Genomic DNA, 17,938 nt, shown 5'->3' with positions numbered 1-17,938 from the left:
AAACGCCTCTTTAAATTTTATTACGTACAGCTGCTAACGCTGCTTCTTCAATCGTTTCATCACCAATGCGATCAATAATAGGTCGAATCATAGATTCAACAATGATATGTTTTGCCTCTACCTCACTAAAGCCACGGCTCATGATATAGAACAATTTATTATGATCAATTTGGCCTGCACTTGCTGCATGATTACCAACTACATTATCTTCTTTACACAATAAAAGTGGTAACGAAACAGATTTTACAGTTGGATCTAACAATAAGCAAGTATCCTCTTCCGCACCTTCAGAAGCTGTTGCTCCATTAAGGAAATCAAGGGTCCCTCTGAAGGATTTTTTAGAATTGCCACTAAGAGCACCTAAGGTATGAATATCACTAAATGATTTTTTACCACCATGACTCATAACCATAGAAATATCAAATTTTTGCTCTTTATTACCAAGATAAGCAATGTCATGAACCATACGGGATTCTTGACCTACTAAATCATGATAGTAATTCAAGATGTTTTCACTGCCACCAATTTCAATATTGATGTATTCTACATCTGCTTTTTCTTCTAATTTAGTGTATCGATGCTCGATATGTTGTACATGTTCAGGCAAAAGATTTACCTTTTTTACTACAACCTTACCAGCTTCTTTCACATCGTATTCGTTTAAATAGCTAACATTTGTCAATGCATCGCCAGAACCAGTTACATAGAATTGTACTTCTAGTTCAGCACCTTCACCAACGATAAATTGGAAACGGTTTGCCACACGAGCATTAGCATCAATGCGGATGCCTACAACTTCTTTCGCCTTAGGAGGCACATTGATAGCATAGCCTTCCGCTTTTTCAACTAATACATGAACAGCTTCTTTATTAGCACCTTCATAATTACCATCTAGTAATGCTGTACCAACAGGTAATGGTGAAAGTATATCTTTATTAGCTTCCACAGCGATGGATTGTACCGCTGTATCTTCTCCAGCTAGAGAGCTTACAGTATGATTAACGCGCAACCATCTGAATGTCGGTCTAGGGAGTTCATTAAATAGTAATTCGCTCATAATTCCTCCTTAACCGATAGAACCTTCTAATTCAAGATTGATTAGATTGTTCATTTCTACTGCATATTCAAGTGGCAATTCTTTAGAGATTGGCTCTACGAAGCCACGAACGAGCATCGCACGAGCTTCTTCTTCACTAATACCACGAGTCATAAGATAGAAAATTGCTTCGTCGGAAATACGACCGATTTTAGCTTCATGACCTAAATCCACATTGTCATTTTCTACGATAATAGCCGGAATTGTATCAGATTGAGACTCAGCATCAAGCATCAAGGATTCACAAGAAACTGTTGCTTTGGAATGTTCAGCTTTAGGGCCAATCTTCAAAAGGCCACGATAAATTGCAGCGCCACCGGATTTAGAAATGGATTTAGAGTTTACATTACTTGTTGTATATGGTGCATTATGTACCACTTTACAACCTGTATCGAGGAATTGTCCTTCACCTGCGAATGTTACACCTGTAAATTCAGCATGTGCACCTTCACCATTGAGAATACTCATTGGGTACAAACAAGAAACTTTGGAGCCAAAGGAACCAGATACCCACTCAATTGTACCATTTTTACCTACTACACAACGTTTTGTGTTAAGGTTGTACATGTTTTTAGACCAGTTTTCAATTGTAGAATAACGCAATGTAGCATTATCTTTAACGAACAGTTCAACAGCGCCTGCATGAAGGTTAGACACATCATACTTAGGAGCAGAACAACCTTCGATAAAGTGCAATTTAGCCCCTTCTTCTACGATAATCATCGTATGTTCGAACTGACCAGCACCTGGTGCATTCAAACGGAAGTAAGATTGCAATGGAATCTCTACTTGTACACCTGCAGGAACGTATACGAAGGAACCACCAGACCAAACGGCACCGTGAAGAGCAGCCCATTTATGGTCTGTAGGTGGAATTAATGTCATCCAGTATTTTTTTACGATTTCTTCATGTTCATGTAATGCTGTTTCGATATCAGTATAGATAACACCTTGCTTAACAAGATCTTCTTGAATACTGTGGTAAACAACTTCAGAATCATATTGAGCACCAACACCAGCTAGAGATGTTTTTTCCGCTTCTGGAATACCTAAGCGGTCAAAAGTACTTTTAATTTCTTCTGGAACTTCATCCCAGTTTTCTTTCATATCTACTTTAGGCTTAACATATGTATGAATATTTGCCATATCTAAGCCCGAGATATCAGGAATCCAATTCGGAATGCCCATGCGATTATAGATTTCCAAAGACTTTAAGCGGAAATCGAGCATCCATTCTGGTTCATTTTTATTAGACCAAATCTCACGGATAATATCTTCTGTTAAACCGGCATCAGAGATATAAGAATATTCAAATTCGTTCTTTATATCATAGACGCCACGGTCCATATCCGCGACTTGGGTTTTCTTTCTTTCTTCCATTATGCCTCCTATGCTAATGCTTTGTATGCGTCATAACCTTTTTCTTCGATTTCACGTACAAGAGAAGCATCACCAGTTTTAACAATCTTGCCATTGATCAACACATGAACATAGTCTGGTTTTAGTTTTTGTAAAATTTGGTTATGATGAGTAATGATTAATACAGCATTTTCTTCGTTATGGAAACGTTGTACACCTTCAGATACGATACGAACCGCATCTACGTCAAGGCCAGAATCAGTTTCATCAAGAATAGCCAATTTAGGATTCAAAATGGACATTTGAAGAATTTCATTCTTCTTGCGTTCACCACCAGAGAAGCCTTCATTTACATAACGTTGCGCATAAGATAAATCAAAGGATAATTCATCCATTTTTTCTTTCAATTCTTTTTTGAAAGATAATGCACGTACATTTTCACCAGTAATTGTGGATTTAGCTGTACGAATGAAGTTTTCTACAGTAATACCAGGAATAGAAATTGGATTTTGGAAGGACATAAAAATACCCGCTTTTGCACGATCGTTTACTGCATCTTCCGTAATATCCTTACCATCAAAAATGATAGAACCACTATCTACTGTATATGTAGAATTACCCATGATTGCATTAGCAAGTGTAGATTTACCAGCACCATTTGTCCCCATCACAACATGAATTTCACCTTTATTAATTGTTAAATCAATACCTTTCAAGATTTGTTTCTCTTCAACAGATACCTTTAAATCTTTTATCTGAAGTAATTCAGCCAAAATGTTCACTCCTTTTATTTGTATGTAACCATAAGAAACATACACTCATTATATATAAAACGTATATACTGACACATATAAAAAGGCGGTACGCACTAACGTGAATACCGCCGTAATTCTCGCCAACTTAGCAAGTATGTGCATAACAATCTACACTCATTATACATTCTTATCTAAATGATAGCAAGATATTCCTACTAAAATATACAGGAATTAAAAGAATATCAAGTATTACATATATTGATAGGTTTTTATTAATATTAATTCTCATCCTATTCGATTCTCAATATTAAATTATAGATTTGAAAAATCAAGAGTTCCAAATAAATCATCATATGTTTCAGCACGACGAATTTGTGTAACAGAGCCATCTTTATGTAGCAATAACTCTGCAGAACGTAATTTACCATTATAATTGAAACCCATAGAATGTCCATGTGCACCAGCATCGTGAATGATGACACGATCTCCAATATCAATTTTTGGCAGCTCTCGTTGAATAGCAAATTTATCATTATTTTCACATAAGGAGCCTGTTACATCATATACATGATCCTTGGGAGCATTTTCTTTCCCCATTACGGTAATATGATGATAAGAGCCATACAACGCCGGACGCATAAGATTTGCCATACAAGCATCTAAACCGATGTAATGACGATAAATATCTTTTTTATGAATAGCAGTAGAAACAAGGTAACCAAATGGACCTGTTACCATACGCCCACATTCATAAGCCAATGCTACATCATTAAGTCCATTAGCTACTAAAATCCGATTATACGCTTCTTCTACACCCTTGCTTAATACGCGGAAGTCTACTGGTGTTTGTTCTGGTTTATAAGCTACACCTACACCTCCACCTAAATCAATAAATTCAATAGTGATACCAAGTTCTTTTTTAATATCTACAGCAAGATTAAAGCAAAGCTCTGCTGTACCAACTAAACCGTCAATATCAAGTTCGTTAGAAACAACCATTGTATGAATACCAAAGTGTTTTACACCTTTAGCTTGTAATTGTTTATACGCTTCAAATATTTGTTCGCGTGTCATACCATATTTAGCTTCTTCAGGAAGACCAATAATTGTATTGCCCCCTTCCTTTAAAGAACCCGGATTATAACGCACGCAGAATGTATCTGGCAAAGAGCCATGATTTTTTTCTAAATATTCGATATGTGTAATATCATCAAGATTGATGATTGCACCCATTTCAAGTGCCTTTTTATACTCCACATACGGTGTGTCATTAGATGTGAACATAATATCATGGCCCGTAATACCCACTTTTTCACATAAAAGTAGTTCCGCTAAGGAAGAACAGTCTGCGCCAACCCCAAGCTTTTGTAACAAACGCATGATATACGGATTTGGAGTTGCTTTAACTGCAAAATATTGCTTAAATCCCTTATTCCAAGAGAATGCATTGATGAAAGATTTCATATTCTCAATAATTCCTTCTTCATCATAAATATGGAATGGAGTTGGATACTGAGCAATAATATTTTCTAATTGTTCTGACGTGAATGGAACTGTTTTTTTGTTCATGATAACCTTTCTACATAAATAAAAGACTCATCAGCCGATGAGTCTTTTATTCTAATTTCCTAATTATTTAAATAAAGCTTTATCTAAACTAAAGCGACCAGCACCAGCAAAGAATAACATAAGTGCACCAAAGCCTAATTGAGATGGGTAGTCCCAGCTAAAGAAACTACCATTCAAACTCACAATAGTCGCAGTTGCTAAAGTACCTACAACTAGAATAGCACCAATACGTGTAAATAATCCTACTGCAATGAGAATACCACCAATCATTTCTGCAAGTGCTGCCATAGTGCCTAGCATCTCATAACCACCGGATACGCCTAAAGGTGCTAACATAGTCCCTACTTTGTAGAGCCCTTCAGCTCCGCTAAGCCATTTTAAATAACCATGATAAAACATGGAAATGCCCAATGCAAGGCGATAAATCAATAAGCCAAAGTTTACATAATTAGGTTTACTTTTAAAAATAAAGTTCAACATAGTGATCCTTCTTTCAATTCAAATATAACAAATCGAATAAATTCGATACATTAATTATACTATTAGAGAATAACTATGTCAATAAGACTCACTATTAAATTCTATAGAATTATATCATACATTGTATACAAAATCAATTTTATCGATGTAATCAACATAATCTAGTCACTTTAAATCTGGTCAGCTTGAATATAATAATATCTTATTTAAAATATTACACCCTTACAATAGATTAATTTATCAGTAAAAAATAATCCTAATGAATATGAAAAATGTAATTCACAATTCATTAGGATTATTATATTTCTTATAAAATTAATTCTAAGCAGCTGATTACATCATACCGCCCATACCACCCATTGGAGGCATTGCAGGAACTGCTGCATTTTCATCTACCTTATCAGCTACGATTGTTTCAGTAGTTAATACAAGAGATGCGATAGATGCGGCATTTTGAAGAGCAGAACGAGTAACTTTTGCAGGGTCAACAATACCAGCTTTAACCATATCGATGTATTCTTCAGTCAAGGCATTAAAACCTACACCAGCTTCAGTATTTTTAACTTTTTCTACTACTACAGAACCTTCGAGACCTGCGTTGTATGCGATTTGACGAAGTGGTTCTTCTACAGCGCGTTTTACAAGGTTAATACCAGTTTGAACGTCACCAGTAGCTTCCAATGTATTCAATGCAGGGATGATATCGATAAATGTAGTACCACCACCAGCTACAATACCTTCTTCAACAGCTGCACGAGTTGCATTCAATGCATCTTCAATGCGAAGTTTCTTATCTTTCAGTTCAACTTCTGTAGCAGCACCTACTTCGATAACTGCAACACCACCGGACAATTTAGCTAGACGTTCTTGTAATTTTTCACGGTCGAAATCAGAAGATGTTTCTTCAACTTGTGCACGGATTTGGTTAACGCGTTTAGCAATTACATCTTTATCACCTGCGCCATCGATGATTGTAGTTTCATCTTTAGTGATGCGAACTTGACGAGCTGTACCAAGATCTTCAAGCTCTACAGAATCAAGCTTACGACCCATATCTTCAGTAATAACAGTACCGCCTGTTAAGATAGCGATATCTTCAAGCATAGCTTTACGACGATCACCAAAGCCAGGAGCTTTAACGGCTACAGCTTTGAATGTACCACGCAAACGGTTTACTACTAATGTAGCCAATGCTTCCCCTTCTACATCTTCAGCGATAATAAGAAGTTCTTTGCCTACTTTTACTACTTTTTCAAGTGTTGGCAACATGTCTGCGATGGCACTGATTTTACGATCAGTGATCAAGATATATGGGTTATCCATAACGGCTTCCATACGATCAGGGTCAGTTACCATATAAGGGGAAATGTAACCACGATCAAATTGCATACCTTCTACTACATTTAATGCAGTTTGCAAACCTTTGGATTCTTCAACAGTAATAACACCGTCATTACCAACCTTTTCCATAGCTTCAGCAATTAAACCACCGATTTCTTCATCAGCAGCGGATACGCTTGCAACTTGAGCAATTTCAGCTTTACCAGAAACTTTGATAGAGCGTTTTTTAATTTCTTCAACCAAAGTTTTTACTGCTGTTTCAATGCCTTTTTTCAAAATCATTGGGTTTGCACCGGCTGCTACATTGCGCATACCTTCTTGAATCATAGCTTGCGCCAATACTGTTGCGGTAGTAGTACCATCACCTGCTACGTCGTTAGTTTTAGTAGCAACTTCTTTTACTAATTGAGCCCCCATGTTTTCAAATGGATCTGGAAGTTCAATATCGCGAGCAATGGTTACACCATCATTTGTAATTGTTGGGGAACCAAATTTTTTATCCAACACAACATTACGACCTTTTGGACCTAATGTAACTTTTACAGCATTTGCTAATTGATCGACACCACGGCCTAAAGCGCGACGAGCTTCTTCATTAAACAAGATTTCTTTTGCCATATGTATTACCTCCTAAATAGTAACACTATCCAATGTAACGAAATATATGTGCCCTTAGGCAATATAGAATGTATCATCAGTTTTTATAGTCATATAGACTATAAATCAGCGATTATAATACTGCTAAAATATCGCGTTCGCTAATAATCAAATGAGTAGCGCCATCGATTTCTAATTCGCTACCAGCATATTTTGCAAACATAACAGTGTCGCCAACTTTAACTTCTGGAGCTACACGTTGACCATTGTCATATACTTTACCAGCACCTACAGCTACAACTACACCTTCTTGAGGCTTTTCTTTAGCTGTATCAGGAAGGAAGATACCACTTTTAGTTTTTTCTTCTTTTGCTTCTAGACGGATAAGAACGCGGTCAGCTAATGGTTTTAACATATAATGTCACTCCTTTTTACTAGTTAATCTCCATAATTTATTAGCACTCTAACTCATTGAGTGCTAATCACAAGTATTATTATAACCGAAGTTAAAATAATTGCAAGTACTAATTTTGATTTTTTGACTTTTTAGATATTATTTGACTTATTAGACTGTTTAATGATGAGATTACATGTTTCTATAATAGATATTTGTTTATTCATACTTAAAGTGCGGATCCGATTATACGCTTCCACTTCAGATATAGAATATAGTTCCATTAATATACCAGTTCCCTTTTGAATGATTTTACGATCTTCTAATGACTGTTCTAGCTCAGCCATCTTTTCACGCAACTGAGCATCACTTTTATAGCGACCTAAAGCCATCTCTAAGGTAGGAACTAACTGTTCCTCCCGTAATGGTTTAATTAAATAGCCATATACACCAGAATCTCGAGCCTTATCGATTAAATCTTGCTGGCTATAACTTGTTAATAATACTACAGGTGCTTCATGGTGAAAGCCAATTTGACGTGCCGCCTCAATACCATCTAATTCTGGCATCTTAACATCCATCAATATAATATCTGGCTTATGTTTTTTACAAAGTGCTAAAGCTTCAACACCATTTGTACCTTCTGCAACGACTTCATGACCACAAGACTCAATAATATCTCGTAAATCCATACGTATTAGGGATTCATCATCCACGATTAAAACGCGCATTTATGCCTCCTTTTTCATATATATCGTCACCAATACACCTGTTCCAGTATTTTCTATGGATAAACTTCCTTTTAATTCATGAGTAACTAAATTATTAATAATTGTTAAACCTAACCGTTTATTAGACGAAACAGAAAAATCACTAGGCAATCCTTTTCCGTTATCTGTAAAAGCCAGTTTAATTGTACTACCTGCATCAGTAACTGCTAGATGAACATTTCCACGATTCCCGTCTAACCCATGTTCTAAGCTATTCGTAATCAATTCATTAATTATAAGAGATACATAACTCGCCATATGAGAAGAAATTAGCATATCTTCGCCACTGTAAGTAAAAGTAACCTCTTGATCTTGTCGCACCATACTCATACGCAACAAACGACATAATTCATCGTAAATTGATCGGATACCAATATAATCCTCATCGTAATGAGACACTATATCGTGAACTAGAGCCATGCTCTCGATACGATTAATCCCCTCTTTGAGTGCTTGCTTTACATCTGGTAAGCTAGAGCGTCTCGCCTCCATACGCAATAACCCTGCTACAGTTTGTAAGTTATTTTTTACACGATGATGAACCTCTTTGATAATGGAATTTTTAACCAATAATTCTTGTTGCTGTTTACTTTCACGAGTACAATCATGAAGAACTAAAAAGCACCTCGTTTCATTGCGCCCCATAGCAATAGGAATCATGTGCTGACGAATTACCATATCTTGGTAGATTTCTTCATTTGTAAGTATACTTCTATCTGATAATACCTGCTGTATAGCGGACATTTTTAAGGTACTGCTAAAAATTGATGAACCTACCAAGCGACGGTCAAAGCCTAATACATCTACTAACTTCATAGCTGCATCGTTAGCATACAGTATTTTATAAGTGTCGTCGAAAATAATTAAACCATCAAAATAGGACATGGGTTCATAAGACAATATTTGTTCATCGGTAGCTGTCAGCATAAGACGTTGCATCGTATCAGACAAAAGGTATTCTTGCTCATATTGTTCTGCCTTAATAGATGGTGATAATGTAAAAGATATACCCCCAATAATACGACCTCCGTTGTCTACGATAGGAAAGACATGTTGACGCTGTTTGTCATCTAACCCGATAAGTGGTTGACCATCTTTCATCATAGCATGCCACGTATGACTGCCTTTTAATTGACGTGTAGTAATCCCTTGATCACTGCGTTCTATACATAGCATATCTGCACATTGTTGTGATCTCTCACCTTGTCCTGTCTCTAGTAGGGGTGTAAAAATCTGTATCCTTTGACGAGTTAAAGACTCGCCAAAGGATATGAGTTTACTAATATGCTCAAGTAATGAGGTTTGTAATGGTCCTAATGGTGTTCTATTTAAAATATCTTGACCAATATCCACGATTAATCCTCTTTCCAAGATACGTATCCAATTTCAACACTAGGCTTTGCATTCAATGTTAAATCGCCAAATTTTCCAGCCTGCGCCATATAATAAGCTCGACATCCAATCATGGCAGCATTGTCAGTAGACAATATTTTATGTGGTTTGTAATAAGTAAAGCCTTCTTCTACACACATAGCTTCTAAAGCCTTTTGTAATCCTTTATTAGCTGATACACCGCCAGCAATAGTAATACGACTTTCACCTAAAGTATGTGCGGCATCTTTCGTCTTTTCTACTAACACATCTACGATGGCCTTTTGAAACGATGCAGCCACATCAGCTTGATTGATAGGCTCATTCTTTTGTTGCTTACTATTTAAATAGTTTAAAACTGCGGATTTCAAACCACTAAAGCTAAATTCAAAATTACCTGGTTCACTTAAAGCCTTTGGAAATTCAATAGCCTCTGGATTCCCTTCAACGGCAAGGGCATCTATATGAGGGCCCCCTGGATAAGGGAATCCCATAACCCGTGCAATCTTATCAAAAGCCTCGCCAGCTGCGTCATCTCGTGTTTGACCAAGAACATCAAATTCTTCATATCCTTTTACATGTACTAACATGGTATGACCACCAGATACAACGAGACTTAAAAACGGAGGCTCCAGTTCTGGATTAGCTAAAAAGTTAGCAAAAATATGACCTTCCATATGGTGCACTGGCACCAAGGGAATCCCTGTAGCAAAGGATAACCCTTTTGCAGCAGCTACACCAACTAATAAAGCCCCTACAAGACCTGGCCCATACGTAACACCAATATGATTGATATCTTGTAGAGTCACATTCGCATCACGTAATGCTTGGTCTATAACAGGTATAACTTGTTCTATATGATGACGTGATGCAATTTCAGGTACAACGCCACCAAATTTTCTATGTATTGGTACTTGGCTTGAAATAACATTAGACAAAACGGTGCGCCCGTCCTTAAGGACAGAAGCAGAGGTTTCATCACAGCTACTTTCCAAGGCTAATGTGTATATACTCATTCTATTTCCTCTGAAACGAGAGACATAATATAAGCATCTTCCGTAGGCTCTGAATAATAATCTTTACGAATTCCTTTTACAGAAAATCCTAAATTTCTATACATAGCCAATGCTGCTAAATTAGATATGCGCACCTCTAAGAAAATTTCTTTCATACCTCTCGTAAGACATTCATCTATTAATTGCTTGGTAAGTTTTGATCCATATCCCTTACCTCGTGCGGAAGGAATAATAGCGATATTCGTGATTTGACCTTCATCGTATACAAGCCAAGCACCTGCATATCCAACAATTTTGTTCTCCTCACAAATTACCATATATAATTTATTTGATGCCCCTTCTAACTCAACGAGAACAGATTCTAAACTCCAAGGAACAGAAAAAGACTGTTGTTCAATAGCATAGATAGCTTGAGCATCATCTATTGTAGCCAAACGAATCTCCATTATTCGACTCCCGCTGCCTCAGTAACTATAACTGTAGGATTTTGGTTCAACATTTCAGGATTATTTTTATGGCGTTCTTCCCATAACACTTCTGCTTCTGACCGTCGAATATAATAAGGAACCATATCCATAGGGTCAGAACTCTCTTCAGAGACTACCAATCTACGGCCAGCCAGTAATAGAGAACTAGCTTTTGGAATACGTTGCGATATATCTAAAATCGTTAAATTTGTATCACTTTCATCTAGTAGCTTTTCTATTCGCTTAACGCCATCCCCAAGGAATACAACATGCTCTTCAGATGCTCGGAGTCGATCTAATAAATCATTAGCAGCAATGACAAAAGGTTCCTCTTTGCAGACTAGTTCATTACCATCATATTTGTAGATACCTGCATAAACATGTTTTTTCTGAGCATCGATAATAGTACAAATCGTGCGGTCTGTATAAGCTACATTACGAGCTAAACTATCCATGGTCATTACACCATATAAAGGAATTTGTAAGGCATAAGCCATAGCTTTGGCTGTTCCCATACCAATCCGTAGCCCTGTAAAAGAACCAGGCCCAATGCTAACCATAATACCTTTTAATTCACTTTTTTTAACTTGAGAGGCTCGTAATAACATATCAATATGAGGTACCAACTGCTCAGAATGAGTCAATCCAGCTTGAATGGTCAATTCCCCAATTAGGCAACTTTCATCCATTAAAGCCACACTCGACACGAGTGAGCTCGTCTCAATTCCCAACCACATATGGGCCTCCTATTTCTACTAAATCATCCGCTGTAAGGTAATCACTAGCTAATGTAATGGAACGGCTTGTATCGTCAATGCGCGTTAAATAAATCCATAACGTTTCATCAGGTAATTCATGAGGGAATTTATCGGCCCATTCTACAATGGATACGCATTCTTCTGTATATTCATAGAAGCCAATATTTTCCAGTTCACTAACATCTTCCAAGCGATATACGTCAAAATGATATAAATGAGTTCTATTCACATCATAGGTATTCATGATAGCAAAGGTGGGACTTGTAATTTCTTCAGTAACCCCAAAGCCCTTTGCAATGCCTTGCGACAAATGTGTTTTCCCTGTCCCCAAGTCACCAATAAGTGCTATACAAAGAGGATGCCCATTATGTTTAACCCATGCACCTAATAATTGGCCAAATTGTTGTGTGTCTTCTACTGTATGAGTCTTTAAATGAACCTGTACCTTATCCTTCATGAAAATGATTATATCCTTTCGCTTCTATGGTCTTAATCGTTTTATCGGATGTTACCATTTGAACCCGAGGAGGGCCAGATAAAACTTCTCCAATCAACGTAATGCCTGCTAGTTTTTCCAATTCCGAAAGTAGTGATTTTGGCGCTGTAAAGACTAACTGAAAGTCTTCTCCACCATACAAAGCATAATCTACTGGATTAGTTTGTAAATGCTTAGCTAATTCGTAAGTCTCCTCGTGTAAAGGGATTGCTTGTTCTTCAAATACAATAGAAACATTACTAGCTACAGCGATTTCATTCAATTCACTACCTAGTCCATCGCTAATATCATTCATACTATGGATACCAAGTCGTCGCAATTTTTGCCCCAATTCAATCTGTGGTTCAGGACGTTGATGCCCCACTTTGGTCATATCATAGCCTACTAAATTATATGATAACGCACCTAAACCTGTAGCTGCATAGCCTACATAGTTTGTAAGACCAACAACGTCTCCTACTTTCGCACCACTTCGCATAACCGCAGTACCTTTAGGAACCTCTCCGATAATTGTTACGGTCCAAACCATGGGGCCTTCCGTACGTACCGTATCTCCACCCAATATATTGAGTTGATACCGCATACATTGATCTTTAATTCCCCTATAAATTTCATCAAGAATTGCTGTATCAATATGGTCTGGTACAGCAAGAGATAATACAATTTGTCTAGGAATGCCACCCATAGCCGCAACATCACTCAAATTAGCCGTCATAAGACGATACCCTACATCATAGGGCTTCATATAGTGAAAGCTAAAATGAATACCTTCTACCATTGTGTCAGTGCTTATCAATTGCTCTGTATTTTGTTCAGTTTTATAAATAGCGCAATCATCACCAATACCGTACACTACGGTATTAGGGTTGTAAATCGTGTTATTTTGAATTTGGCGAATGAAATTAAATTCCCCAACATCTTTTAATTGCATCTGATCACCTAGTTTCCTATTATTACTTATTGTATTGTAACATATATAAAAGACAACAAAAATAGCAGATAGTTGATATATCAACTATCTGCTATAAATGTTCCTAAAGGAATTATTTTTTAATTAGATTCGTCATTCTCTTAACAGGTTCTTTAGTATCAAAGGAGCCTACAGTTGGAACCTTTTTACCATTATTGACGAATAGAACACCATTAATATTATCAAAGGATGTCAATGTATTTACAATGGCAGCCATTTGTAACTTAACAGTTAAATCTCCTCCATTACCCTTTATGAATGCATCATTTACTTCAACAGAAGCAATGCCATCTTTTACAGTAACAGATGTAATTTCAATATCCTTAGAGAACACTGGATATTTTTGTGCTCTATCAGCATTTAACATCGCTAAAAGAGCTGCTTTAGGCGTAACTTTATTCGCCTCTATCTCAATGGTAGTTTGTTTTACCCCAGAACCATCCTCTGTAGGAACAAAGAAGGCCATCTTAACCTTTTCTTGAGATACTTTACTTGTTTCTGCATCCTTATTGACTTTCGTCTCTTGCGTAGGTTCACTTTTACCTGTTGTAGGAGCTTGTTCATGTGTACAACCCACTACAAATGCCAGCATACCTACACAGAGAATCGATAGAACTTGTTTACGTAATTTCATCGATTAACCTCCAAAGTAATTAGCAATACCATTTGCAATGCGGTTAGCAAAGTCTTCTTGAGTTTGAGGAGATTGTAGCACACGTTCCTCATTAGGGTTAGAAATAAAACCAAGCTCTACAAGAATTGCAGGCATATTAGAATGTCTCAACACGTATAAGTTACCTTCTTGAATGCCACGATCACCATTGAAACCAGGTGTGTTAGCAATTTGAGATTGTACCTTTTGCGCTAATCGAGCATCGTTACCGGTTTTGCTATAGTAATATGTTGCAATACCACCAACGCTAGGATTATTAAATGCGTTGATATGAACGCTTACAAGAGCATCAGAATTGCTACGGTTAGCCACGTTAACACGAGCCCCCAATTCATCAACACCACTTGCATTAGGGCCATATACATCTACATCGGTAGTACGAGTCATAAGCACTTTAGCACCACGATTTTCTAAAGTTTTTTTCAAATACATAGAAATCGGTAGTGTAATGTTTTTCTCTTGTACACCGTGAGGTCCAATAGCACCTGAATCACTACCACCATGTCCTGGGTCAATAGTAATTGTTTTACCAGATAAACCGCCACTAGTAGAGTATTTACCAGATTCTGTAGATACATTTTTTGCTGGATGCGCAGATTGAGATGGCTTTTTACCATAGTAAGCGGGCTTAGCTGCAACACCTTTTTTCTGAACATCAACAACGATACGATACGGTTTCTTATTAACCGTATCTTTTTTCAAGGAAAAAACCTTTACATCACTAGTATCAATAGATGAAGGTGTCTTGATTGTTACTTTAACATCTCTGCCATCTTGTGAAAATTTGGCAGAGCTAGCAATAGCCGAGTCCATAGAAATGTTCTCTTTAGCCGTCTTTAGCTTTGTATTTTTTAAAGTAACAGTCGTAGTTTTCCCATCTTTGCTAATTGATGCAGACGCCTTTATAGGTGCCGATAAGTCCATAACAATACGAACATACGGTACAGGTGCATCTGTTCTAGTCACCCATCGAGCATCTTCTAAATTAGCTGCCTTTGCTTGCGTCAATAATAAAGGTATTGCCATCAAGACTGCAAGGCACATAAAAAATAGTTTACGCAATACATTCACTCCAATCTAACTGACATACATAGTGTCCAAACCATAGAGATGAGTCGATGATATTTTTATCTATCAAAATCTCATCGTTCCAATCTATCCATAAACTAATGTTAGATTATAAATAGATTATTTCATACAAACATGAAGATTAGTATGCCGATTACACATATTACTATATAAAGACCTTATTCAGAATACACAAAAAACAGTTTCATAAAATTATTTTTTGTATAAGTAATCAAAACTAACGTTCAGTTGTAATTTGCCATTCATTCCCATCCGTACTAATATGAATACGACCCATCGTATCTGTACGGTAAATAGCAATATTATTTTCCTGTAAACGACGTAATGTCACATCGTGAGGATGACCATACTTATTATACATGCCATTTGAAATTAATGCACTTTCAGGCTTAATAGATTTCAAAAAATCTTCAGAGCTACTTGTACGAGAACCGTGATGACCTACCTTAAGAATACGAGAAAACAATCTAGAATTCTGCTCTTTTATAAGTTTTTTCTCTTCTTGTAATTCAGCATCACCCGTAAAGAGCATAGAAAATTTACCGAAGATTAATTTACCTACAATAGAATTATTATTAAGATCTGTCTCTCCTTTTTTATCAGTCAAAGGTTCAACCCAAGGAGCATATACTACAAAGACAGCACCATGTCCAAAATCAACTACATCTCCACTTCTCAAAGTAGTTCGTTGAATTTTATTTTTCTCAATCCATTTTTCATAGGTTTTGTACATATTATTATCAACAGCAATACCATCATCATATACATGTTCAATAGGCATAGCCTTTGCAATAGCATAAAAACCACCCATATGATCAGCATGAGGATGCGTGATAATAATATTTTTTAACTTTGTTACACCCATAGTTTTAAGTTGAGCTACAATATTTTCACGATGTTCTATGTCACCAGTATCGATCATGCTATACTCATCGCCTACCTTAAGTAATATAGCATCCCCCTGACCAATATCTAGCATATATACATCTAGCTTACCTTCAGGGACAGTCGTTTTAGTATCGATAGAGTAAGCCCCATTAGCATTAGTAGTTACTTGATTTGCTGCGTTTGCTACATCATTATTTGTGCATCCTGCAATGGCGAAGATAGGAATACATAATACTAGCAAGAAAGCTATAAAGCGTTGTATTATATTTGTCATTCATAATCTCCCAATAATTCACTAATAACACAGCCTAAAGAAGCACTGACATCACTCGGAGTATAACCCCAACTCTTTGTTTCATTCAGAATATCTGCACTACGACTATGTACATATACACCTAGAACAGCACTATCTTGTAGTGAATAACCCTGACTTATAAAACCAGCAGTTACACCAGTCAGCACATCGCCCATACCGCCAGTCCCCATGCCCGTATTACCGATAGTATTTACATACACTGTTCCATCAGGTAATGCCACAATTGAAGGAATTCCTTTTAGTACAAGAATAACTTGATGAGCCTTAGAAAATTCTCTAGCCAACGTAATATAATGACGCTCAATCCATTTAATAGGTAAATCAATAAGTCTACTAAATTCACCTAAATGAGGTGTCATGACACAATATGGAAGTTCTCTTTCCACTGTATATGCAGACTTAGTATCTCCATCTCGCAAAGCATCTTTATTAACACTGCCAACATGTCCTAATGCATACAAAGCATCAGCATCTAGTACTAATGCTCCTTCATAAGCATCTAAAATATTATCTACTAAAATAGGAATTTCACAAGTGCGACCTAACCCCGGTCCCATAGCAACAACTTGGCGACAATCAAAAAGTTCTTTATTATTCTCTGTAGAAGTAACCATCACCTCAGGTATGACACGACTTTGTACAACCTGCTTGATTATTTGGGGCACGGCCAATGTTACTTTACCAGCACCACTATGAACTGCCGCTTCAGCAGCCAAAATAGGGGCTCCTATCATATCATTTGAACCACCAATAATTAAAGTGTTTCCATTGACACCTTTATGCGCCATTGGCGTACGATAGTTGATAATTTTTTCGGCTAAATCAGAATCAATGGTTATAGTTCTAACACGTTCACCCAGTACCTGCTGCCAAGGAGCACCCAATGGAGCAACCACAGCGGTTCCTCCTACAGCCTTTCCGGGATATAATAACAAACCTTGTTTGATAGCTCCAAAAGTAACAGTATAATCATAGGTCAGTGTGCCTTCTGCTACATGACCAGTAGTAGCATCCAAACCTGCAGGTACATCAATAGCCCACAAATCAAAATTATACTGACTACGCATAGTATCAATATCATTCAATATATCGATGGTCACCTCTCTTAACCTTCCAGTAACGCCCGTTCCCATGATGCCTTCCACAGCGATGGCTACGTTGGACCAATCATTGAATTCATCATACATATCGATGCTACAGCCCATAGCTTTGCAGCGCTCAATTTGCACTGCAAAAAGATCACTACACTTGTTTATATCTCCTACTAGTACAATTTGTGCTGGTACGCCTTGCTCCATAAAATGGCGAGCCGCTACAAGGCCATCTGCCCCATTATTACCCGTACCACATATAAATAAAACAAAACTATTTATGGAACGACCATTATTCAGGGAAAATAAATCGTACTCTCCCCATAAGGCATCTACGATACCACGTCCAGCATTTTCCATGAGGATTTCTAAAGAAATTCCTAATTGCTTAGGAACCTCTCGATCTATAAATCGAGCATCTTCTGTAGTTAAAATATTCATC

The 17,938-nt window shown here is 37.1% G+C and carries 18 protein-coding genes; all 18 read right to left on the bottom strand.

What is annotated here, in order from left to right:
• Window positions 1–10 precede the first annotated feature (10 nt).
• Window positions 11–1,057 carry a SufB/SufD family protein gene (locus E6X37_RS01685; RefSeq protein WP_004696032.1) on the bottom strand — a complete coding sequence of 349 codons (1,047 nt, stop codon included), beginning with the start codon at window positions 1,055–1,057 and terminating at the stop codon, window positions 11–13.
• A 9-nt stretch (window positions 1,058–1,066) separates the two neighbouring features.
• On the bottom strand, window positions 1,067–2,476 hold the full coding sequence (gene sufB / locus E6X37_RS01680; protein WP_004696034.1) for a Fe-S cluster assembly protein SufB: 1,410 nt from the start codon (window positions 2,474–2,476) through the stop codon (window positions 1,067–1,069).
• Between the two features lie 8 nt (window positions 2,477–2,484).
• A complete protein-coding gene (gene sufC / locus E6X37_RS01675; protein ID WP_004696035.1) occupies window positions 2,485–3,228 on the bottom strand; it encodes a Fe-S cluster assembly ATPase SufC in 744 nt (247 codons plus the stop codon).
• A gap of 294 nt (window positions 3,229–3,522) precedes the next feature.
• Window positions 3,523–4,779: a diaminopimelate decarboxylase family protein gene (locus E6X37_RS01670; protein ID WP_004696038.1), complete on the bottom strand. Its 1,257-nt coding sequence runs from the start codon at window positions 4,777–4,779 to the stop codon at window positions 3,523–3,525.
• Between the two features lie 63 nt (window positions 4,780–4,842).
• Window positions 4,843–5,259 (bottom strand): DoxX family protein, encoded by a 417-nt coding sequence (locus tag E6X37_RS01665; protein WP_004696040.1) that lies wholly within the window; start codon window positions 5,257–5,259, stop codon window positions 4,843–4,845.
• 333 nt (window positions 5,260–5,592) lie between these two features.
• Window positions 5,593–7,218 carry a chaperonin GroEL gene (gene groL, locus E6X37_RS01660; RefSeq protein WP_118091278.1) on the bottom strand — a complete coding sequence of 542 codons (1,626 nt, stop codon included), beginning with the start codon at window positions 7,216–7,218 and terminating at the stop codon, window positions 5,593–5,595.
• A 112-nt stretch (window positions 7,219–7,330) separates the two neighbouring features.
• Window positions 7,331–7,612, bottom strand: a complete 282-nt coding sequence (gene groES / locus E6X37_RS01655; protein WP_004696047.1) for a co-chaperone GroES — start codon at window positions 7,610–7,612, stop codon at window positions 7,331–7,333.
• A gap of 131 nt (window positions 7,613–7,743) precedes the next feature.
• On the bottom strand, window positions 7,744–8,322 hold the full coding sequence (locus tag E6X37_RS01650; protein ID WP_278604476.1) for an ANTAR domain-containing response regulator: 579 nt from the start codon (window positions 8,320–8,322) through the stop codon (window positions 7,744–7,746).
• A complete protein-coding gene (locus E6X37_RS01645) occupies window positions 8,323–9,714 on the bottom strand; it encodes a sensor histidine kinase (protein WP_278604475.1) in 1,392 nt (463 codons plus the stop codon). It lies immediately after the preceding gene.
• Between the two features lie 2 nt (window positions 9,715–9,716).
• Window positions 9,717–10,748 (bottom strand): tRNA (adenosine(37)-N6)-threonylcarbamoyltransferase complex transferase subunit TsaD, encoded by a 1,032-nt coding sequence (gene tsaD, locus E6X37_RS01640; protein WP_004696053.1) that lies wholly within the window; start codon window positions 10,746–10,748, stop codon window positions 9,717–9,719.
• Window positions 10,745–11,194 (bottom strand): ribosomal protein S18-alanine N-acetyltransferase, encoded by a 450-nt coding sequence (rimI, locus tag E6X37_RS01635; RefSeq protein WP_004696055.1) that lies wholly within the window; start codon window positions 11,192–11,194, stop codon window positions 10,745–10,747. Before rimI ends, tsaD begins: the two co-directional genes overlap by 4 nt.
• The gene (gene tsaB / locus E6X37_RS01630; protein ID WP_316689404.1) at window positions 11,194–11,952 is read right to left on the bottom strand and encodes a tRNA (adenosine(37)-N6)-threonylcarbamoyltransferase complex dimerization subunit type 1 TsaB; all 759 of its coding nucleotides are present in this window, start codon (window positions 11,950–11,952) and stop codon (window positions 11,194–11,196) included. The genes rimI and tsaB overlap by 1 nt, the downstream gene beginning before the upstream one ends.
• Window positions 11,936–12,430, bottom strand: a complete 495-nt coding sequence (gene tsaE / locus E6X37_RS01625; protein WP_302942627.1) for a tRNA (adenosine(37)-N6)-threonylcarbamoyltransferase complex ATPase subunit type 1 TsaE — start codon at window positions 12,428–12,430, stop codon at window positions 11,936–11,938. The genes tsaB and tsaE overlap by 17 nt, the downstream gene beginning before the upstream one ends.
• Complete coding sequence (gene thiL, locus E6X37_RS01620) at window positions 12,420–13,400, bottom strand: thiamine-phosphate kinase (protein ID WP_316689403.1); 981 nt, start codon at window positions 13,398–13,400, stop codon at window positions 12,420–12,422. Before thiL ends, tsaE begins: the two co-directional genes overlap by 11 nt.
• A gap of 112 nt (window positions 13,401–13,512) precedes the next feature.
• On the bottom strand, window positions 13,513–14,073 hold the full coding sequence (locus tag E6X37_RS01615) for a GerMN domain-containing protein (protein WP_316689402.1): 561 nt from the start codon (window positions 14,071–14,073) through the stop codon (window positions 13,513–13,515).
• A gap of 3 nt (window positions 14,074–14,076) precedes the next feature.
• Complete coding sequence (locus E6X37_RS01610; RefSeq protein ID WP_316689401.1) at window positions 14,077–15,174, bottom strand: N-acetylmuramoyl-L-alanine amidase family protein; 1,098 nt, start codon at window positions 15,172–15,174, stop codon at window positions 14,077–14,079.
• Window positions 15,175–15,418: 244 nt separating this feature from the next.
• Window positions 15,419–16,363, bottom strand: coding sequence for a ComEC/Rec2 family competence protein (locus tag E6X37_RS01605; RefSeq protein ID WP_302942619.1), 945 nt, complete (start codon window positions 16,361–16,363; stop codon window positions 15,419–15,421).
• Window positions 16,360–17,937 carry an NAD(P)H-hydrate dehydratase gene (locus E6X37_RS01600; RefSeq protein ID WP_316689400.1) on the bottom strand — a complete coding sequence of 526 codons (1,578 nt, stop codon included), beginning with the start codon at window positions 17,935–17,937 and terminating at the stop codon, window positions 16,360–16,362. The genes E6X37_RS01605 and E6X37_RS01600 overlap by 4 nt, the downstream gene beginning before the upstream one ends.
• Window position 17,938: the final 1 nt, after the last annotated feature.

Source organism: Veillonella parvula (assembly GCF_032550495.1).
Taxonomy (GTDB): Bacteria; Bacillota; Negativicutes; order Veillonellales; family Veillonellaceae; genus Veillonella; species Veillonella parvula_G.
This window is presented reverse-complemented; position numbering and strand designations above follow the sequence as displayed.